The following is a 19,554-nucleotide window of genomic DNA, read 5'->3' on the forward strand; positions in this document are numbered from 1 at the left end:
GATGCCGGCAAGGAAAGCCCGCGACGATGTCGGCATGACAAGCGACGTCGCCCTACTCACCGAGGACCTGACCAAGTTCTATGGTCAGCGCCGCGGCATCGAAGGGCTCAACCTGGAGGTTCGCGCCGGGGAGGTGGTGGGATTCCTGGGACCGAACGGAGCCGGGAAGACAACCACGATCCGCCTGCTGTTGGACTTTCTGCGCCCCACTCGTGGACACGCGACTGTGCTCGGGCTCGACCCACGCAAGGACAAGGCCGCACTGCACCGTCAGATCGGCTATCTGCCCGGCGAGCTCGTGTTTCCCGGGCGGGACAAGGCGGAAGATCTCCTGCGCTTCTTCGCCGTAGCACGCGGCGACGTGGCCTGGTCGCAGGTGACCGAGTTCGCGGAGCGGCTCGACCTGGACCTCTCGCGCTCGGTACGGACGATGAGTAAGGGCAACAAGCAGAAGGTCGGGTTGGTGCAGGCGTTCATGCACCGGCCGGCGGTGCTGGTCCTGGATGAGCCGACAAGTGGGCTGGATCCACTCATGCAGCAGGAGTTCCTGGCCATGGTCCGCGACGCCAGTGGTGCTGGGCAGACCGTCTTCATGTCCTCTCATGTCCTGGCCGAGGTGCAGCAGGTGGCCGACCGGGTGGCCATCGTCCGCGATGGGCAGTTGGCCGCGGTCGAGCGGGTTGAGTCACTGGGGAAGCGGGCGGTCCGCGCCGTCGAGATTCACTTCGATGACCCGGTGGACCCGGCGGAGTTCAGTGTCCTGCCCGGAGTCAGTGACGTGGTGGTGTCCGGCCCGGTGCTGAAATGCACCGTCGACGGCCGCATCGACCCGCTGATCAAGGCGGCGGCACGACATGAGGTGGTGGACATGTTGTCTGCCGAACCCGACCTCGAAGAGACGTTCCTGTCGTTCTACTACCACGGGGAAGGAGCCGGCGATGCTTCCCGCGCTGGTGCGTAAGACCTGGCGTGACGACCGCCTGGCATTGATCGGGTGGGCCGGTGGCGTCGCCGCTTTCACCGCCATCTACACCTCGTTCTACAGCCAGTTCCAGGGAGCCGCGGAGCTGAAGCAGGACGCGCTGCCCCAGGGCATGCTGGACTTCCTCGGCATCGCCGACATGCTGTCGCCCGCCGGCTATCTGCAGGCGACCATCTTCAGCCTGGTCGGCCCACTGCTGGTCCTGATGTGCGCCATCACGCTGACCGCCCGCACGATCGCTCGGCCGGAGGAGGACGGTGGCATGGAGCTGATGCTGGCCAACCCGGTCTCGCGAGCCACTTTCGCCTGGCAACGGGTGGCCGCCGCGGGCAGCGCGCTCACCGGGATCGCCGCCATCCCGGGGATACTGCTGATGATCATTGTTCCCTGGATCGGCATGGACATCCCCCTGTCCAACGTCGCCGCCGCGTCCGCCGGCCTGGTCGCCCTGGTGTGGACGTTCGCCGGCATCGCCTTCCTCGTCGGCGCCACCACCGGAAAACGCGCTGCCGTCCTCGCGACCACCGGCGGCCTTGCCGTGGCCACCTACATGGCCAACGCCATCGGCGGCATGCTCGACGGGTGGCACTGGGTGCGCTGGCTCTCACCGTTTCACTACTTCATCGGCACGGACCCGCTGCACACCGGCTGGCACCCGGCCGAGCTGCTCACCCTCGTGCTCCTCGGTGCGGCAACCACGACCGCCGGAGTCCTCGTGTTCGACCGCCGCGACATCGGTGTGTAAACCTGAGGCTGGTGGCCGGCGTTCACCGGCGGCCACCAGCACGCCGACAAGGAACAGCCCATGAGCGACGACAACTGGCTGGCAGGCGACTGCCAGGATCTGCTGTGCCTCCCGGCCAGTGCCCGACGTCAGGCAGCGGTCAACCTGGGTGCCCGCGCAGCGGATGAGGGGCTGACGCTGCGCGAGCTTGTTACCGGCCTGCTGGATGCCACCACTGCCCACTGGAGCGCCACCCCGGTCGCGCCGACGGACACCGCCGTCGCAGTGCATTCCCGCGCCGAGACGCTCCTGGACGCCGCCCGTGTCCTGCTCACCGACGCCGTGGACGGGTATAACCGGCAGAACCGCGCCGAGCTGGATCGCCACGACGACGAACGTGCCGCGTTCGTCAACGACCTGCTCACCGGCCGCGCCGACCCGGGCGGTCTGGCCGAGCGCGCACACCGATACGGCATCCGCCTGTCGGCCACCCACACCGTCCTCATCGCCCGTGCGGCCGGCCTGACTCCCCGCATTACCCACCGCGTCGACGCCGCGCTGGCCTCCAGGTTCGGCGAAGGCAACACCCTCACCACCCTTCGCGACGGCGACGTGGTCTGCATCAGCGCCGGCGGACTACGCGGCATCGCGGCCGAACTCGCCCACCTGCTCCTCACCGAACTCGGTGCGGGCAACTGGCAGATTGCCGTCGGTCGCACCCAACCCGGGATCCAGGGCCTGGCCACGTCCCTCGACGAGGCCCGCCACACCCTCGACTACGCCGTCAGGCTCGGCTTCACCACGCCCGTCCTCAATGCCGCCGACCTGCTGGTGTTCCCCGTGCTGCTGCGTGACCGCGACGCCATCATCGACCTGGTGACCACGGTCCTCGGGCCACTGACGACGGCGCGCGGCGGTGCCGAGCCGTACCTGGAGACCCTGACCGTGCTCTTCGACAACCAGGGCAACCACACCGCGACCGCTCGGCAGATGCACCTGTCCGTCCGGGCGATCACCTATCGACTCGACCGCATCCGGGATCTGACCGGCTACCACCCCGGCGAGCCGACCCAACGCTTCACCCTGCAAACAGCCGTACTCGGCGCTCGACTGCTCGGCTGGCCGCCATAGCCCAGGAGCGCCAGATCAGGACGGCGTCGTCCTGGTCGGCTGCTCCTCGTAGACGTCTGGCACCCCGTCGGCGTCGCTGTCACGCTCCTCCAAGGCGCAGACTCCCTGGTAATGCCGGTTACGAGCGCGTAGAACGACGGTTGCCAGCAGCGCTGACAGCAGGGACCCGAGCAGAACACCGATCTTGGAGTGGTCGTCGCGTTCGGTGCCGGCGCCGAACGCCAGCTCGCCGATCAGCAGCGACACGGTGAAACCGACCCCGGCCAGCAGCGCCAACCCCACCATGTCCCACCAGGCGAGCCCTTCCGCGAGCCGGGCCCGGGTGAACCGCTGCACGAGCCAGGTGGCACCGAGAACGCCGGCCGCCTTACCCACCACCAACCCCACCATCACGCCCAGGGCGACCGAGTCGGTCAGGGTTGCGCCGAGGCCGCCCGCCCCGGCTACCGAGACTCCGGCGGCGAAGAACGCGAACACCGGTACCGCGACCCCGGCGGACAGGGGCCGGATGCGGTGTTCGAAGTGCTCCGCCAGGCCAGGGCCAGGTCCCGGCTTGCGGCGTAGCACCGGCACGGTGAAGGCCAGCGCGACCCCGGCGACGGTGGCGTGCACCCCGGAGGCGTGCACCAGCGCCCACGTCGTGGCGGCCAGCGGCAGCAGCAGCCACCAGGACCTCACCCGGCGCTGAACAAGTAGAGCGAACAGCGCCATCGGGGCCAGCGCGAGCAGCAGCGGCCCGAAGTGCAGGGAGCTGGTGTAGAAGACCGCGATGATCACAATGGCCAGCAGGTCGTCGACCACCGCGAGGGTGAGCAGGAACGTGCGCATCGCCGAGGGCAGGCTGGTGTTGATCACGCCGAGCACGGCGAGGGCGAACGCGATGTCCGTGGCGGTCGGGATGGCCCATCCGGTCAACGCCCCGTTGCCGGCCCCGACGTTGAACGCCACGTAGATCAGCGCCGGCAGCGTCATTCCGCCGAGTGCGGCGGCGACGGGCAGCATCGCCCGGCGGGGCTCGCGTAGATCACCGGCGACGAACTCGCGCTTGAGTTCCAGCCCGGCGACGAAGAAGAAGATCGCTAGCAGGCCATCGGCGGCCCACTGCGCCAATGAGAGGTCCAGATGCAGCGTCTCGGGGCCAACGGTGACGTCGGCGAGCGAGCGGTACCCGTCGGACCAGGGAGAGTTCGCCCAGGCGAGAGCAAGCACGGCGGCGACCAGCAGCAGCACCCCACCGACCGTTTCGGTCCGGAGAATGTCTCCGATCCGGCGTACCTCAGGCCAACTCCTGCGGCTGAGCAGGAGTGGCGTGTGGTTCGCCGGTGGGCGGCTCATCGTGGTCCTCCGGTGGGGTCGGTGACGAAGTCGCCGACCAGTCTTCCCGGCACACCGGCTACTACGGTAGCCAAACGACGACCGTCAGCCTGTCACCGCCCCTGAGAACGGGAGCGTGTCATCCTGCCGGAGTCACCGGTGGCTACGCCGCGGGCCGCTGAGCCGCAGTGTGTTGCAGATGTCGAAGATGCCCGGCACGTCGTAGGCGAGGTCCGCCGCGACCTGCCGCGCGTTCGCGTCACTCACCACGCCGGCGAGGATGACGACTCGGTTCTGCACGGCGACGGTGATCTGCTGGCGCCGCGTGGTCCAGTCGATGCTCAACCGCTGTGCGACCAGCGCCTCCAGTCTCCGGTCCTCGTGGTCCGGCTCGGGCTGGCGCGAGGTGTCGGCGAACCAGTTCTCATCGGGCAACGGCCATGGCATGTACATGGTCAGCTCCTTCAGTGTGACGAGGCCGGGCGGGATAGCGGACGGCGAGCCAGTGACGTCCTCAGGCCGGTCAGGAACCCGATCGGATGGGACTCATGAACGTGAGCGGAAACCGGCCTGACCGCGCTTGGGGCCGGCCTTCTGGTGCTGGTGCTGCGTCGTCTCCGGTTCAGGCGGAATCGGATGGGTCGGGCCTGGCGGTGGCCACGACGAGTACGACGCCGATGCCGGCGAGGCCGGCCTGGACGACCAGTGTCATGAGGTTGAGGGTGCTGGTATCGACACCCGCGAGACGGGCGACGATGCTGCCCGCCAGCGCGGCGACTACCCCGACGGACACGGTCAGCCAGATCGGGGTCTCCTGGCGTCCTGGGACGACGAGCCTGCCGAGCAGGCCGACAGCGACGCCGACGAGGAGCGTGGTGACGAGACCAACGATGCTCATGGGCTCCCTCGGATCTCCTTCAAGTACGAGTGCTACGACAACTGAGGGCCGGTTCTCGAGATTCGATCAATAACGCGTGGCGGCGGTGGCGGTTGGCCGTTCCGACACCGACCCGTTGGACAGTTGGGCGAGGGCGTCTTCGCGGCTGTCGAAAATGGGGAAGGCTCCGTCCAGGCGCATCGTGTGCAGGACGGTGCGGATGAACCGCGACGGCGCGGCCAGACAGAGTGTGGCCCCACGATCTCGGGCTTCGCGGTGGGCGCGGACGAGGTGACCGAGGCCGGTGGAGTCGATGAGGTGTACTCGGCTCAGGTCGACCACGACGTGCCCGCCCATGTCGGCTGCGTGCCGCAGGGCGGTGCGCAGGGTGTCCCCGGTGTCGAGATCGACGTCACCGCCGGCGGCGACAACGGTCACGTCGTCGAGGTGGTCGATGCCGAGGATCCCGCCAGGACCGTGGTCGCCGCACGACGCGTTGCCGCCACCAGGGAGCGGCAGGAGGCTGCAGTGTGGGCAGCGGTGCGGGCCGGTAGCGAAGGGGGAACCGCTCCATCCCTGTTCGGACACCAGGGTCCAGACGACCTCGGCATCGGGGAGCACACACGCGGTGGCCGTGACGGTGTCGCCGCAGGTGTCGCAGATCAGGGTCATCAGGTGGTCGTCCGGGACAACGGTCATTCTGCTGGTCCTTCCTGGGGCCATGTCCACCGATGGGGTGGGACACGGCGATCGTGCAGAGCTGATGCGGAGGCCCGGCTCTCGAGCGCGACGTTTCCTGCGCTGACAGCCGTTGCGCCCGATGGTGGGCAGGGAAGCCCGCTGGGCGGTCGTCAGTGAGCGACTTTTACCGAGGCGCGACCATGAGCGACCAGCGTCGGCTGGGTGCGGGTGGGTGCCTGCATGCCCGGCGGGGTGCCGGGCAGCGACGATGGGGCGGTGTCGACGACCGGCAGGATCTGGTCCAGGCGGGCGGCGTGCAGGATGCGCCGGATGCGCGGGTTCGGATCGCGGACGGTGAGGACCGCGTCGGCACGGGCCAACCGCCGGTGCACATCGAGCAGGAGGCCGATGGCAGCGGCGTCGATGTGCCGGCACCCAGACAGGTCGACCACCACCTGTGCGGGATGCAGGGCGAGCAGGCGGTCGAACACGGCTCCGGTCGCCGGCAGGCAGGCGAGGTTGAACTCGGTGACGCGCACCTCGACCAGCGGCAGCGTGCATGGCGTAGTTGCCAGTGGCCCTGTCACAGGCACACCCCTCTCCCTCGCGGATCCGGTCGCCTGTCACCCTGCCGGGCGGGTTTGGCGGCCACCACGCGGATCTGTGACAGTTCCGTGACAAATCAGCCAACCGGCCGCCACGGTTGGCCTCCGAGCCGGTCGGCTGGGGATGATGCCGGGTATGACGGCCGTACTGGTGATCGAGGACGACGACCGCATCCGATTGGCGTTGTTGCTCGCACTGGAGGACGAGGGTTACGACGCGGTGGGCGCGGCCACGGCCGAGGAGGGGCTGCGCGCTCAGCGCCGCGACCCCGCCGACTACGTGCTGGTCGACCTGATGCTGCCCGGTCTCGACGGCTTCGAATGCATTCGGCAGCTGCGCCGTGACGACGATGTCCCGATCGTGGTGGTCAGCGCCCGCGACGACACCCACGACATTGTCGCCGCCCTGGAGGCCGGCGCCGACGACTACGTCGTCAAGCCGGTGGCGATCAAGGAACTGACCGCTCGGCTGCGCGCCCTGCGTCGCCGGGCCCGTAGCGGCGTCGCGGGGCACACGCCGGAGCCGGTGCCAGTGCTCGTGGTCGGCGAGCTGGAGATAAGCCCTGACGGGGGAGAGGTGCGCAGAGCCGGCCAACCCGTACCGGTCACCCGTACCGAGTTCCGGCTGCTCTGTGAGCTGGCCGAGCACACCGGTCGGGTGCTGTCCCGCCAGCAACTGCTCGAACGAGTATGGGGGTACGACAGCGGCGACGAACGGCTCGTCGACGTGCACGTCGGCCGTCTGCGGCAGAAGATCGAATCAGACCCGGCGAACCCCCGGTACCTGGTCACCCTGCGGGGCCTGGGCTACAAGCTGCAACGATGAGACGCCTCGGACTGCGTACCCGGGTGACAGCCGCGTTTGCCGTCGGCGCGCTCCTGCTCTCGGCGTCGATGGCCCTGATCTCCTACGAGTTGACCCGCCGGTCCCTGCTCGACGAGCGGGAACGCACCGCCCTGCGCGCGGCCTACTTCGACGCTACGGTCGTCCGCGCCGGCCTCGACACCGACACCCCCGATGTGGTGGAGGTGCTTCGTTCGCTGGACACGGGCGGGAGTCGGCGGCCGGTGCTGCATCTGGACGGCGAGTGGTATGCCCGTACCGCCGACCCCAGCACCACCGCTGCCATCCCGGTTGAGCTGCGTCGGGTCGTCGCGGCCGGCGAGCCCGCGGTGCAGCGGGTACGCGTCGACGGCCAATCCGTCCTGGTCGTCGGGGTGCCCCTGTCCTCGTCCGCGACGTACTTCGAGGTCAACTCGCTCCGGGAACTGGAACAGACGTTCCAGGTCCTGGCGCTCGCGCTGACCACCGTCGCGATCATGGTCGCCGGCTCCGGCGCGGCCCTCGGCTGGTACGCCACCCGACACGGGCTGCGGCCGCTGACGGCTGTGGCCGACGCAGCCGAGAAGATCGCCGCCGGTGACTTCACCGCCCGCCTCGACCCCGCCACCGACCCCGACCTCACCCGCCTCTCCTCCTCGTTCAACCAGATGGTCGACCAGTTGGTCCGCCGCATCGAACGGGACCGGCGCTTCGCCGCCGACGTCAGCCACGAACTGCGTTCCCCGTTGCAGACTCTCGCCGCGGCGGCCAGCGTCCTGGCCCGCCGTCGGGAACACCAGGACGAACGAACCGCCATCGCGGCCGGGCTCGTCGCCGACGAGATCGACCGTTTCCAGCGGCTCGTCAATGACCTGATCGACCTGGCCCGCAGTGACCAGCCCGCCCACCGGGGCCCCGTGGACGTCGTAGGGCTGGCCCGCGATGCCTGCCGCGCCCTCGACCTGCCCACGACGCTCGTCCATCTCGCACCCGACGTACCGGCGACGTGGCTGGTCGAGCGGCGCCGGGTCGCGCAGGTCCTGGCGAACCTGCTCGACAACGCGGTGACCTACGGAGGCGCTCCCGCAGGCGTCCGGCTGGGCCGCGACGGTAGCGCCGGCATCATCGAGGTCGAGGACGACGGACCCGGCGTGCCCGTCGAGGACCGCGAGGCGATCTTCGACCGTTTCGTCCGGGGGCGAGCAGCTCACACCCGCGGCATCGGCGACGGCACAGGGCTCGGACTCGCGCTGGTCGCGCAGCACGCCGCAGCACACGCCGGACACGTCACCGTCGGTGACCGGCCCGGCGGAGGCGCCTGCTTCCGTGTCACCCTGCCGGAGAGCTTGCCATGAACCATCGTCATCTCGCTGTGATGGCGCTTGCCGCACTGCTGACAAGCTGCAGCATCCCCACCGACGATGCCCCTCGCGTAGTGCAGGCACCACAAGGGCCATTTCAGAGTTCCGCGCCCGCCGACACCAGCGCACCAGTTGGCCCTGCCGCCGAAACACTCTGCTTTGTCCGCGACAACCGCATCATCTCTTTCGTCCGGCGCGTCGAGCGGCCACCAACGATCGAGGACCAACTGCGGCATCTGCTGGCCGGGCCCACCGCCGCCGAACGCGCTACCGACTTGACCAGCGCGCTGCCGGGAGCGGTCAACGCCGCCGGTGTCACAGTGACCGGTACCCAGGCCCGCGTTGGGGTCGACGAACCCGGCGACGACGCCGGCCGCAGCGACGAGGTCCTCGCCTTCGGGCAAATCGTTTGTACCCTCACCAGCCGTGACGACGTCACCACCGTCACGTTTGCCCGCGAGGGCCGACCTCTGAGGGTGCCGCGCGCAGACGGTTCTCTGTCCGACCAGCCCCTCACTCGCGCCGATTTCGCACCACTGATCACCCCCCGTTGACCTTCATCTCTACTGCGCCTGGATTCGCGAACACTTCTCATCAGTCCACTTCGGCAGTTGGCTACTCTCGGCCGGCGCCGTCATCCTGCTGCCTCTGCTCGCCGAGCTGCTGATGCTGCCCCTGGGCTCTGTCTTCGCAGGTTCACCACCGACGGAGTGGCGCGGCGATGGTGACGGTTGTGTGGTCTGAGGTCCCGGTCTTGTCGTAGCGGGTTGCGGCGCTGCTTCAGTCGGACGGCGTCATTCGCGCACCACGGGGCCCTCGTCCACGTGACCCGGGTCGTCACGTATTTCGCCCACCGTCACGCGTTCCCCGATCAGCGGGTGACGGTGCATGATCATCCCTTCGAGCACGCTCACTCCGGCAACCACCGCGAACAGGGTCGTCAGGGCGGCCAGGGCCGGCACCAGGGGTGCTAGCGGCATCAGAACCAGGCAGAGCACACTCGCGCCGATCCGTCGTCGCGCGATTTGTCGGTGGATTCGCCAGTGGGTGTAGGCGAAGGTGCCGAGGAAGAGCGCGGCGCCACCGAAGAGCACAGTCCCCTCGCCGGCACGAAGCGGCTCGAGGGGTTCCGTCACTACCTCGGACAGGCCAACGGCAACCGTGATGATCGCGAAACTGAATAGCAGGTGCCCGTAGACCATCACGGAGCGGCGGATATCTGCCTGCTGCTCGCTCCGGTCCACCGCGAGCCGGAAGGCCCGGACACCGTAGATGAAGTACGCCCACCAGAGTGCGCAGACCAGCGAGTAGGAGAGGCAGATGGCGGCCACCCGGGCGAGGGTCAGCGACTCGTCCACGGCCACCATTCCGACCTGGATCACCGACTCGCCGAGCACGAGGATGATCAGAAGTCCGTAACGGTGGGTGTAATGCAGTGGCCGGACCCTGACCTTATCCAGCGTCCGTCGACTGATCGTGGTACCGATCAAATCGACGAGGACCGCGATCGACCAGAGCACTATTCGCGTCGTACCGTGCAGCAGGCCACCCGCCAGTTGCAGCGGACCGGCCACCAGCCCCGACCCGTAGGGGCGAAAGACCGGGGACCGCCAGCCACCTGGGGTGCGCAAGGCCAGCGCCGCCAGCAGTACCCGCATCGCCAGGTAAACACCGACGAACAGCAGGCCCCGATCCCCAAAGGCACCGGGAACCGTCAGAGCCAGCAGCAGACTGCCGAGCCCGAGGGCGAAAACGCCAGCCCGATCCAGCGCGTTGCCGACATCGCGTTGGTCGGTATAGATCGTGGTGCCAGCCCACGCCCAATAGATGGTCACGAACAGGAGCAGGACCCGGCCGATCCCCGCCCAACTGTGGTCCTCGTGCAGCATGTGGGAGAACTGGGTGAGCGCGAACACGAAGGCCAGGTCGAAGAAGAGTTCTTCCCAGATAACCCCCTTCTCGGGAGGTGAGGTCGGCATTCGACCACGATATCGACGATCAAGCCGGGAAGATCGGGCTTCACTACAAGCGCCAGGGCCTCAACCCTGGGACCGATTCGTCAACTCACGTTAAAGGCGACGCAAACGGGCCCTAGCCCTGAGAGGTTCGGACCTGTGAGGCCATCATCTGGCAGCGTTTCCTACCGCCCGGGGTGGTGACCAGGCTGAGGGACCACCGGCGCGCGGTGATCGGGCGCGGCGGCGATCAGTGGGGTGGACGCCGCTCCTCAGTCGATGTCGATCGTGCGGACATCGGTATATCTCTTTCGCGAACGTCTATCTCAACGGCGCTATACGCCGCACGGCGGTAGCCCGGGCCGGCCGCCGTCACGGATCGGCAAGGCCAGCGTGCGCGGACGGGCGACCGGTCATCGCTGACGGCCGATGCTGTCGATCCTGCTGCGCAGCGCACCGATGATCGCCGCGTGAACCGGGTGCATCGCCTCCTGCTCGTCCACCGACAGCAGGTTCCCGGCTGCCGCCCGACGTAATGCCGTGGCGAGTGGCGCCCCGTTCGGCTTCGTCGCCAATTCGCCCAGGATCGGTTCGCATGCCGTTCGTTCCCGCAGCTTGCCGGTGTAGGCGGCCGCCACCGCGGCGATCGCCGTCTCGTGGTCCGCGACGACCTGGTCCAGGCTGAACAGCTCGGCTACCGGGATCCGGTACGCGGCTCGCACCGCATCGGCGACCGCCGCCGCGGCCCGGCTCGGAGTGCCGATTACCTGGGTGACGAGTTCCCTGAACCGTACGCCGGGCACCTCCTCCACGACGGCGACGATGCTGTCCAGGGTGGGAATGGCCCGGGTGCCGTCCGGCTGGTACAGGTGCGGTGCCACGTGCCGGACTGTCAAGGCGGCGGAGGCTTCCTGACCGTCCAGGCTGCAGACGACCGCCGAAGCGAGCAGATGCGACGCCTTGGCGGTCGGCGTCCTGGCTGGTCCGTCACCACTCGCGAAGTAGTAGTGCTCGACAGCGATCAGTGGAAGGCTGTCCATCCCTTCGTACGCGTCGGCCAGCGCCTGCCGACGCCACGGCGCCTCCGGTGCCAGCGTTGTCGCGGCCCGATCCAATGCCACGTCGAACCGCGCCCGAGTCTCCGCGTCCAGGTTGTCCGAGAGCACCGCTCGTACCTCGTCGTACATCTCTCCGATCTCGGCGATGCGTCGAAGAGGGCTCAGCAGCGTGACCCGGTCAAGCTTGTGCAGGGCGAGCTCGACCCGGCTCGCGCCGCGCAACTGCATGTTCGCCGCGAGATCGTCGTGGAATTCGACTGCCAACTCCCAGTCCCGCAGTGAGACTGCGGCAAGCAAGCCAAGAGTCAGCAGCTGGTCTCGCACCGTCGACGGGTTCACCGGGTCGGTGCGGCTGGGCAGGTTCGGCTCGCCCCGCAACTCGCTGCGTAGCGGTGCCAGCTCCGCGAGGACCTCCTCCCAACGACACAGGTCGTTGAGGAGCTGCAACCGCCGCCCGAGATCGAATCGCTGGCTCCACAACCCGAATCCGGCCCGCCGGCGATGCGCGATGGCCTGATCGGCGTACGGCAGCGCCTCGGTGAATTGCTTCCGGACGCGCAGCAGGCCGCTGAGCTCCGCCGCCCGCAGACCCGCCCGTACGTGATCGTCAGCGTCCACCGCGGCGCGGTAGTCCGCCTCGGTAAGGGCCAACCGATCCTCATCCGGGCGGGCCCGCACATTGTCCCGCCACCGAATCGTCTCCAGCACTCGGCGGACGACGGCGGCATCGGCCGGATGAAGCTCGGCGAACAGGGCAGCATCGTCGCGCTCGCCGCCGACCACCTGACGGATCGCCGTGGCTAGCCCGCCAGCGTCGGTTCCCTGCTTTATCGGCTGCAGGATCGCGGTGAGCTGCCGGTTCGCCCGCGCATCTCCCGTCGCCGCCATGGCGATCATCGGCATCAGGCCCTCCCAGCGCAGCAGGTTGCCGGTCAGGTCGAAGCCCTGCTCCTCGGCGGCGCGCCGGACGTCACCGAGAAGCCCGTCAAAATGTTCCTCGGCCCGGCTACGACACTGCTCCGACGCCTCGGCCCAGCGAAAGACGCGGTCCCGTTCCGCCGGATCGGCGGCGAGCAGCGCGTGTACCACCTGTAGGAAGCGCACGCCGTCGACGCGTTCGACCCGGGCCGCCAGCGCCCCGAGGTCCGCCGGTAGCCGGCTCTGCCCGTACGTGTGCAGATCGGCGGCGACCGGGTGCAGGAACGCGGTCACCAGGGCCGACCCGGTGATCCGGGTCAACAGCGCGGCGGCCAGGTGGTGGCCGAGCTGTCCGGCCGGATCGGTGCCGAGTTTCCCGAGATGGTTGCCGAGCATCTGGTGTCCAGCGGCCAGGTCGGCGGCGAGCGGATGCCGGTAGCCCAGCCGCAGCGCGGTCTGTTCCAGGGCCACCGCCTCGGTCAGGTTGCCCTGCTTCGCGGCGAGCAGGGCCCGGGCGCCGATCGCCCGGGACAGGTTCAGCTCGGCGCCATGCTCGTCGAAGACCCGCTGGCAGTACGTCAGCACCTTCTGTGCCTCGTCGAAGCGACCAAGTTGGATCAGTGCGTGAGCGTCGTTGAACCAGAAGAACGCGACCTCCGCCTCGGCCGCACCGCGTCGTTGAACGCTGTCGAGCAGAAGCTGGTTGTGGTCGAGCGCGACCTGCCACAGCTCCAGGGTGAGAGCGGCGCTCACCGCGAGGCTGCGGGCCGCTTGCCGAACGAGCCACGCCACCTCGCCTTCCGGCGGCCCGTCGGGGGCGGTCGGCTCGGTCGACATGGTCCGCAGCTCGTCGAGGAGTTTGGTCACCTCGGTCAGTGCGTGCCCGGCCTGGCCGCTCTCGTGCATCACGTGCAGCCGCGTCACCCGGGCTCCGGCCCGTCTCCATGGGCCCGCGCGCTCAACCAACTGCTCATGTCGCTCGGCCAGCTCCAACGCTTCGGTGAGGCGTCCCTGCTGGTGCAACTGGTTGGTCAAGGCGCCGGCGGCGACCGCTGCCACCTCCTCATCAGGTGCGGACAATGCCTGCCGCAACAGCCGTTCCGCCTCGACCGGGTCCAGGGGTTGCAGCGCCATAGCGACGACCAGGTCGGCTCCGGGTATGGCGGGATCCAGGGCAGCGGCGTAGGAGAGGGCGATCCGCGCGGTCCGCGGACTGGTGTCGCGGACCAGCGCCGCGCCGAGGCATCCGGCCGCGCGCGCGAAGCTTGACTGCCGGAGCAGGTACGGCACCGCCGCGAGAAACGCGCCGACCACCACCGAGGTGCTTTCCCGGTCGCCGCGCTCTTCCTGCGCCCGGGCGACCTGCTGCCAGGCGTTGGCGAGAACGAGGTCCACCGCGCTGGCGACCTGCGCCGACGTGTCGGCCCGCACCGTTGCGGCGACGGTCGGGTGCAGCTCGTACCGGATCACGTCGGTGCCGCCCGCCAGGTCGGCACCGGGCGGCACCGACGTGCCGGCGAGGGTCCGCCGCTGCGTCAACGCGGCAGCGACGAGCACCGACAACATCGCGTCGCTCGGTGGGGCCTCGCCCGGCCGACCGGCTGCCCCCCACAGATCGCCCCAGGCCACGCGGAGGGTGCCGGGGAGACGGTGTGCCGGCTCGATGGCCGCGAGCATCTGCACCATCAGCAACGCCGCCGGATCGAGCCGCCACGTCGTTTCACGGGTCCAGCCCGTCAACGTCTCGCCGAGCCACTGCGCGCCGCCGGCCGGCTGGCTGGTCACCTGGAGCAGGCGGGCCAGCTCCCCCGGCTCGACCGCCGCGGCGTCGGCCAGCTCCAGCAGCCTTGGATGACCCTGCGCGGCGGCCAGCGCGGCAGTCACCAGCGACCGGTCCAGCCGGTACGTCAGATCGTCTGTCGCCGCCGCGGCGTCTGGAGCGGCTGAGCTGGCAGGGTCGTCGATGTGTAGCAGCCGCCGAAGGTTGGGCAGTTGCCGGACCAGGGCCCCCGCCTCGGTGTCGGACAGCGGTTCGACGGTTATCTGGCGTACCCCGGCACCGGCGGGTGCGGCCGGCGGGATCCGGCTGGTAACCAGCAGCCGGGTCGGTCCCGGGCGGGCGGCGAGCATGGTGAGTAGGTCCGACCAACGTCGATCACGCCAGCGCCCGTCCGCATCCAGGAGAGACTCGGCATTGTCCAGCACGAGCAGGGTCCGGTGCCGGTCGCACCGGTCGAGCAGTTCGGCGGCAACCGTTACCCACCCGTTTCGATCGTCGGCCGCAACGAGCGGGGCGGCGATGGCGTTGCCGACACCACAATCGACGGCTTCGACGAAGGCAGCCACCGTGTCCTGCTGGTCGACGTCCCGCTCGGGAGCGGACCAGAACACCACCCGGTCGAGATCGGCCCGATGCCGGTGCGCGAGTTCCACCACGCAGGCCGTCTTGCCCACCGCCGCCATCCCGGTCAGGACGATGACCGGAATGCCGCCGTCCGGTCGCAGCCCGGCCCCCGCGACCGTCATCACCTGCTCCCGCCCGACGAACCGGTCCGGCGCCGCGGGCGTGGAACCAGCCGACGATGGCCTCGACGGTGAGGTGGACCCCGTCAGCGGGTCGGCGGCGAACGGCTCTGCACTCGCCCGCGCGGTCGGCAGGTCCGCTCTGACCACGGTGACCTCGTCCGAACCGATCAGCACCGGCGCTGCCAGCGACAGCGCCGGCCGGGCCGCAGACACGCCCGCCGCGGCGACCTCTCGGATCGCCTGTGCCGCTGCCGTTCCGACATCCAATCCGTCGTTGATAAGGCCGGTGTAGAAGGTGATGGCCAAGTCGCCGGCGACATCGTCGGTCACCGGGTAGCGCATGGCCATGACTGTGCAACCCAGCTCACGTGCCAGCCGCACCCCCAGACTGGCCGGCGCGGCGGCGATTTCCGTCACCTGAGTTGCGGGCTCGTCGAGATCCACCCAGCGCGGTGGCGCGGCCGCTGACTCGCACGCCGAGACGAACACCAGCCGCAGCCGGCCACTGCCCGGGCGGAGTAAGTCCACCAGGGACGTGGCGTCGATCTCGTCCGGTGTTCCGCCCGGACCTTCCAGCAGCAACCTGCTCTGCCGACCGTGACCGGACAGGTGCAGCACGTCGGGGCCACCGTCGCGTTCCATCCGGTCGGCGAGCACCTCGCGGGTCACGCCCCACTGAACGATCTCCACATCGACCGTGCGGTTCAGCCGGCGGATCAGGCTGGTCAGCTGCTGCCGCTCCGAGCGCAACCGCAACGCGGTCGTCCCGGTCGGCAGGCTGAACACCGCCAGAAGCCGGAGACCGGTAGCCGTTGGCGTCTTCGCGGGGGTGCTGTCGGCGGTGACCGTGAAGGACACCTGCACCCTTTCGCTCCTCGCCAGTGGGATGCCGTCCAGGTGAGCCAGTTCCAAGGGGAGCGCGGTCAGAAACGTCGCCTCAGCCACCCTGATCCGCAGGCGCACCGGGGCGTGTCCGCCGAGCTCCGCCATGATCGCCGGCCCAAGGACCTCCAGCGCGATGAACCCGCCGAGTCGCGTCACAACCTCGGCTGCACTTGCCACCCGCCGGTCCGGTTCCGCGCGCCAGCTCAGGTAGGCGTGCAGGTCGGTTAGGGCAGCAACCTCCCAGCGCCGCCGGTCGAGCGTGACGGCGTGTTCGGCGAGCTGCCGGCCGGTGCCCGGGTCGACCAGCACCCATCGCCAGTGCAGCGGATCAAGCACATCGACAGCGCACAGGTCCAACCGTCGTACCGACGTCTGCCGGGCGGTGCCAACCATGGCCTCATCCCATCGCTGAAAGGGAGGTTGTCGGGTGAACGGTGTACCTCCACACTGGCACGGTGACCGAAGAGGAACCCACCCGTGACTGGCCACCGGAACAGCCCAGTCGGTGTCCCATCTGTCAGGTCCCGCCGGAGGCCAGACACCTTGACACCTGCCGGTTCACCGGCATCTGGCAGGGAGGAACCGAGCGAGGTAGGTAACGCGGTGGCACCCGGATGACCTGCTGTGGCGCCGCCTCGGCGCAATCGGCGGTGATCCACCGGATATCGCCGGGTCGGGTCAGCCAGCCAGCTGTGGTGTCGGATCTCCGTCAGCGGCCCGACCGCCGCCAGGCGGATCCGCCGGCCCGGGACGCGGATGCTCGGTAAGGTCCGGCTCCTGCGGAGGGACCGGGGGATCCGGCGGGGCGATCCAGCGGACCATCTGGTTGAGCCAGCGCACCGGGCGGCGGCGATCCGCATCCGCGGCCCACCACCGTGCCCACCAACGAGGACGACGCCAGGCGATCAGGATCGCAACGGTCTCCACCACGCAACCCCACCCGAGTACGGCGATAGCGGCCCACCGCGTACCGGTCAGGTGCTGTGGATCGGCCGGCACCAGGAGGACTGCCGCGCCACTCAGCAGAAACAGCACCCCCAGGTTGTAGTGGCGGCGGGCCCGGCCGATCCAAAACCGCCACGCGGCCTGGTGACGTCGCAACTCCCACTGGACGACACGACGCCGCTGCAGATCTGCGGCGTCCGGATACCAGGCGAGAGCTTCGCTCGGTGTCACCGAATAGCCACGAGCGCGGGCGTGTGACTGGACCGCCCGCAACAGCAGGATGAGCGCCGCTCCGAACAGCAGCAGGGACAGGCTCGGCCACCTCAGGGCATTCTCGATCTGCAGCACCAGGCCGAGCAGCGTGACCGCTGCCGCCGCCAGCAGAGGTGCCGCTATCCCGCCCAACCCGTCAGCAGCCTGGTAGACGCCGTAGGGATTCGGAGGAGCCGCTTCGTAGCTGGCGGTATCCGTACGTGGTCCCTGGGGCTCGGTCGCCATCGGATCATCGTGCCAGCCGGCCGCCACAGGAGGACGAGCGGTGAGCTCGTCGACCACCGCCAACGTGGCGCTCCCACCTCACGTCCGCTGAGATCGACTGCAGCGCGGCACCGTCTGCGTTTCAGGCTGGTGGTCCAGCCGCGAAGTGGCGCTGCATTCGGCGTCTGGCGTGCGCGCTGCTCCTGGCTCTCCCGCAGCAGCCATGAGGCGTCCTCCGCGGGAACGCGCGCTCGTCAGTGGAACAGAGCACGATTGAAGAAGCGCGCCCGGCGGACGGAATGAGATCGTGGCGGCGCGACGCGGCGGCGGCGCCATCCGGGGCGCCGGCAGTCGTCTTCGGCACGAGCGCCGCCCGACCGGCCCACGACTCACGGCTGAGAGGCATGACCACCATGGCGCACATCGATCTGGGGATCGACGAGAAGCAGCTTCCCGGCATATCCGGTCCGATGCGGTACCGCCCGGAGACAGCGAAGCCGCTCAACGATCTGGCCGAGGTGCTGCTGCGCGCCCCTCACTCGCTCCCGGCCGGCGAGCGCGAGCTGATCGCGGCGTACGTCTCCGGGCGCAACGAGTGCACCTTCTGCTGCGCGTCGCACTCGGCGTTCGCCGCGGCACAGCTCGACGAGGGCATGACCCTCGTCGACCAGGTGCGCGCCGACCTCGACAGCGCCCCGATCTCGGCCAAACTGCGGGCGCTGCTGCGCATCGCCGGCGCGGTGCAGATCAGCGGCCGACACGTCACCACGGAGTTGGTCGCCAACGCCCGCGCGGAGGGCGCCAGCGACCTGGAGATCCACGACACCGTCCTGATCGCCGCGGCGTTCTGCATGTTCAACCGGTACGTCGACGGGCTCGGCACCTTCGCGCCCGAGGGGCAGGACGCCTACGCCGAGTCCACACGTCGGATCGTCGAGTTCGGCTACGGATCGGCCGTCCCGCAGCCGGCGGGTGAACCGGCTGCCTGAGCACGAACAAGGGTGACCACAGCCCGATCCCCCTGCGATGGTCGACGGACACGCCTGGCCAGGCCCGTCACCCGTGAGGTTGGAGGGATCGATGGACCATCCACGCCGTCTGCTCGACGCCGCGACGCAGCTCAAAGCAGACATGGTCGACCGGCTGGGCACGCTCGTCGCGTCCGAGTCGGCACCGGGCTCGCTGCCCCATCTCGAGTCCTGTGCCGACCTGCTCACCCGATGGGGTGAGGAAGCTCTCGGCCGGCCCGCCCGGCGGGTCGTGATCGACGGCCTGCCGCACCTGCTGTGGCCGGCCGCCAGCCAGCGGGTGCTGCTCCTCGGCCACTTCGACACGGTCTTCCCGGTGGGCACGATCCGGTCCCGGCCCTTCACCGTCCGCAACGGCGTCGCGACCGGACCCGGCGTGTGCGACATGAAGGGTGGCATCGTGCAGATGTTCACGGCACTGCGCCTGGTCGAGGACACCTCGGCGGTCGGCGTGCTGCTCACCTGCGACGAGGAGTCCGGGTCCGTCACGTCACGGCCACTGATCGAGCGTGAGGCGCGGCGCTCGGGTGCGGTTCTCGTCTGCGAGGCGGCCACTCCGGACGGGCACGTGAAGGTGGCCAGGAAGGGCGGCTCGGTGTACCGCCTCACGGTCCGGGGTCGCGCCGCCCACGCAGGCGTCGAACCACGACGCGGGGTCAACGCCACGGTCGAGGTCGCCCACCAGGTCCTCACGCTGGGTGCGCTCGGCGCGGCGGACAGCGGTGGCACCTCGGTCACGCCGACCCTGCTCTCCGCCGGCACCACGACGAACACGGTGCCCGAACGCGCCAGCCTGGCCGTCGACGTCCGGGCCTGGACCAGGGACGAACTCGAACGTGTGGATCACGCCATCCGCGGGCTGGTGCCGTTCCTGCCCGAGGCGACGCTGGCCGTGCAGGGCGGGATCAACCGCTACCCGATGTCGCCCGAGCTGGCGCGGCCGCTCCTGGAACTGGCCCAGTCGACCGCCCGCCAGCTTGGCATCCCGGACCTCGTCGGTGCGCACGCCGCCGGCGCGTCCGACGGCAACTTCACCGCCGCGCTGGGCGTACCGACCCTCGACGGCCTGGGCGCGGTCGGCGGCGGAGCACACGCTGCCGACGAGTACGTCTGTGTCGACCGGATGCCGGAGCGCACTGCGCTTCTGGCCGGACTCGTCGACGTGCTGTCCACCATGGAGCGCTTCGGACCGCAACCCATCGACGACATCCCATAGTCTGGCTCAGCGCCGGCGAACGACCGGCAGCGAGGGGTCGGCGTCGGT

Annotated in this window: 16 protein-coding genes; 8 read left to right on the plus strand and 8 right to left on the minus strand. The window is 69.5% G+C overall.

Features of this window, described 5'->3' with window-relative positions:
* Positions 1-34: 34 nt before the first annotated feature.
* Genes ABZ794_RS01775 through ABZ794_RS01785 form a run of 3 tightly spaced genes read left to right on the plus strand, consistent with a single transcriptional unit; the run spans position 35 to position 2,837 of the window.
* A complete protein-coding gene (locus ABZ794_RS01775; RefSeq protein ID WP_210780714.1) occupies positions 35-961 on the plus strand; it encodes an ABC transporter ATP-binding protein in 927 nt (308 codons plus the stop codon).
* Positions 939-1,727: an ABC transporter permease subunit gene (locus tag ABZ794_RS01780; RefSeq protein WP_210780634.1), complete on the plus strand. Its 789-nt coding sequence runs from the start codon at positions 939-941 to the stop codon at positions 1,725-1,727. The genes ABZ794_RS01775 and ABZ794_RS01780 overlap by 23 nt, the downstream gene beginning before the upstream one ends.
* 60 nt (positions 1,728-1,787) lie before the next feature.
* On the plus strand, positions 1,788-2,837 hold the full coding sequence (locus ABZ794_RS01785; RefSeq protein ID WP_210780633.1) for a helix-turn-helix domain-containing protein: 1,050 nt from the start codon (positions 1,788-1,790) through the stop codon (positions 2,835-2,837).
* 15 nt (positions 2,838-2,852) lie between these two features.
* On the opposite strand, the gene nhaA is transcribed toward ABZ794_RS01785, so the two are convergent.
* From nhaA to ABZ794_RS01810, 5 genes are all read right to left on the minus strand, one after another.
* Positions 2,853-4,172: a Na+/H+ antiporter NhaA gene (gene nhaA / locus ABZ794_RS01790; protein WP_210780632.1), complete on the minus strand. Its 1,320-nt coding sequence runs from the start codon at positions 4,170-4,172 to the stop codon at positions 2,853-2,855.
* A gap of 132 nt (positions 4,173-4,304) precedes the next feature.
* Positions 4,305-4,604 (minus strand): BON domain-containing protein, encoded by a 300-nt coding sequence (locus ABZ794_RS01795; protein ID WP_210780631.1) that lies wholly within the window; start codon positions 4,602-4,604, stop codon positions 4,305-4,307.
* 169 nt (positions 4,605-4,773) lie between these two features.
* Entirely contained in the window at positions 4,774-5,049 is a 276-nt protein-coding gene (locus tag ABZ794_RS01800) for a GlsB/YeaQ/YmgE family stress response membrane protein (protein WP_210780630.1), read from the minus strand.
* A 66-nt stretch (positions 5,050-5,115) separates the two neighbouring features.
* Entirely contained in the window at positions 5,116-5,727 is a 612-nt protein-coding gene (locus ABZ794_RS01805) for an STAS domain-containing protein (RefSeq protein ID WP_210780629.1), read from the minus strand.
* A 152-nt stretch (positions 5,728-5,879) separates the two neighbouring features.
* Positions 5,880-6,296, minus strand: coding sequence for an STAS domain-containing protein (locus ABZ794_RS01810; protein WP_210780628.1), 417 nt, complete (start codon positions 6,294-6,296; stop codon positions 5,880-5,882).
* 154 nt (positions 6,297-6,450) lie between these two features.
* Here ABZ794_RS01810 and ABZ794_RS01815 point away from each other — a divergent pair, with 154 nt between their 5' ends.
* From ABZ794_RS01815 to ABZ794_RS01825, 3 genes are read left to right on the plus strand one after another with little or no spacing between them, the layout of a single operon-like run.
* On the plus strand, positions 6,451-7,140 hold the full coding sequence (locus ABZ794_RS01815) for a response regulator transcription factor (protein WP_210780627.1): 690 nt from the start codon (positions 6,451-6,453) through the stop codon (positions 7,138-7,140).
* Positions 7,137-8,492 (plus strand): HAMP domain-containing sensor histidine kinase, encoded by a 1,356-nt coding sequence (locus ABZ794_RS01820; protein WP_210780626.1) that lies wholly within the window; start codon positions 7,137-7,139, stop codon positions 8,490-8,492. The genes ABZ794_RS01815 and ABZ794_RS01820 overlap by 4 nt, the downstream gene beginning before the upstream one ends.
* Positions 8,489-9,052: a GerMN domain-containing protein gene (locus ABZ794_RS01825; RefSeq protein WP_210780625.1), complete on the plus strand. Its 564-nt coding sequence runs from the start codon at positions 8,489-8,491 to the stop codon at positions 9,050-9,052. Before ABZ794_RS01820 ends, ABZ794_RS01825 begins: the two co-directional genes overlap by 4 nt.
* A 240-nt stretch (positions 9,053-9,292) precedes the next feature.
* On the opposite strand, the gene ABZ794_RS01830 is transcribed toward ABZ794_RS01825, so the two are convergent.
* From ABZ794_RS01830 to ABZ794_RS01840, 3 genes are all read right to left on the minus strand, one after another.
* Positions 9,293-10,477, minus strand: a complete 1,185-nt coding sequence (locus ABZ794_RS01830) for a low temperature requirement protein A (RefSeq protein ID WP_210780624.1) — start codon at positions 10,475-10,477, stop codon at positions 9,293-9,295.
* A 389-nt stretch (positions 10,478-10,866) separates the two neighbouring features.
* Entirely contained in the window at positions 10,867-16,233 is a 5,367-nt protein-coding gene (locus tag ABZ794_RS01835; RefSeq protein ID WP_357513766.1) for a hypothetical protein, read from the minus strand.
* A 285-nt stretch (positions 16,234-16,518) separates the two neighbouring features.
* Positions 16,519-17,283, minus strand: coding sequence for a hypothetical protein (locus ABZ794_RS01840; protein ID WP_210780622.1), 765 nt, complete (start codon positions 17,281-17,283; stop codon positions 16,519-16,521).
* Between the two features lie 392 nt (positions 17,284-17,675).
* On the opposite strand from ABZ794_RS01840, the gene ABZ794_RS01845 reads away from it, so the two are divergent.
* Positions 17,676-18,251 (plus strand): carboxymuconolactone decarboxylase family protein, encoded by a 576-nt coding sequence (locus ABZ794_RS01845; protein WP_210780713.1) that lies wholly within the window; start codon positions 17,676-17,678, stop codon positions 18,249-18,251.
* Between the two features lie 91 nt (positions 18,252-18,342).
* Positions 18,343-19,506, plus strand: coding sequence for a M20/M25/M40 family metallo-hydrolase (locus ABZ794_RS01850; protein ID WP_210780621.1), 1,164 nt, complete (start codon positions 18,343-18,345; stop codon positions 19,504-19,506).
* The last annotated feature ends 48 nt before the right edge of the window (positions 19,507-19,554 follow it).

The sequence above is a fragment of the Micromonospora sp. NPDC047187 genome (assembly GCF_040643355.1).
Lineage (GTDB): Bacteria > Actinomycetota > Actinomycetes > Mycobacteriales > Micromonosporaceae > Micromonospora > Micromonospora salmantinae.

Bases quoted from the DNA above. Each gene is read 5' to 3' on its own strand.
- ABZ794_RS01775 (WP_210780714.1), top strand. From the start codon at position 35: ATGACAAGCGACGTCGCCCTACTCACCGAGGACCTGACCAAGTTCTAT.
- ABZ794_RS01780 (WP_210780634.1), top strand. From the start codon at position 939: ATGCTTCCCGCGCTGGTGCGTAAGACCTGGCGTGACGACCGCCTGGCA.
- ABZ794_RS01785 (WP_210780633.1), top strand. From the start codon at position 1,788: ATGAGCGACGACAACTGGCTGGCAGGCGACTGCCAGGATCTGCTGTGC.
- nhaA (WP_210780632.1), bottom strand. From the start codon at position 4,172: ATGAGCCGCCCACCGGCGAACCACACGCCACTCCTGCTCAGCCGCAGG.
- ABZ794_RS01795 (WP_210780631.1), bottom strand. From the start codon at position 4,604: ATGTACATGCCATGGCCGTTGCCCGATGAGAACTGGTTCGCCGACACC.
- ABZ794_RS01800 (WP_210780630.1), bottom strand. From the start codon at position 5,049: ATGAGCATCGTTGGTCTCGTCACCACGCTCCTCGTCGGCGTCGCTGTC.
- ABZ794_RS01805 (WP_210780629.1), bottom strand. From the start codon at position 5,727: ATGACCGTTGTCCCGGACGACCACCTGATGACCCTGATCTGCGACACC.
- ABZ794_RS01815 (WP_210780627.1), top strand. From the start codon at position 6,451: ATGACGGCCGTACTGGTGATCGAGGACGACGACCGCATCCGATTGGCG.
- ABZ794_RS01820 (WP_210780626.1), top strand. From the start codon at position 7,137: ATGAGACGCCTCGGACTGCGTACCCGGGTGACAGCCGCGTTTGCCGTC.
- ABZ794_RS01825 (WP_210780625.1), top strand. From the start codon at position 8,489: ATGAACCATCGTCATCTCGCTGTGATGGCGCTTGCCGCACTGCTGACA.
- ABZ794_RS01830 (WP_210780624.1), bottom strand. From the start codon at position 10,477: ATGCCGACCTCACCTCCCGAGAAGGGGGTTATCTGGGAAGAACTCTTC.
- ABZ794_RS01835 (WP_357513766.1), bottom strand. From the start codon at position 16,233: ATGGTTGGCACCGCCCGGCAGACGTCGGTACGACGGTTGGACCTGTGC.
- ABZ794_RS01840 (WP_210780622.1), bottom strand. From the start codon at position 17,283: ATGGCGACCGAGCCCCAGGGACCACGTACGGATACCGCCAGCTACGAA.
- ABZ794_RS01845 (WP_210780713.1), top strand. From the start codon at position 17,676: ATGGCGCACATCGATCTGGGGATCGACGAGAAGCAGCTTCCCGGCATA.
- ABZ794_RS01850 (WP_210780621.1), top strand. From the start codon at position 18,343: ATGGACCATCCACGCCGTCTGCTCGACGCCGCGACGCAGCTCAAAGCA.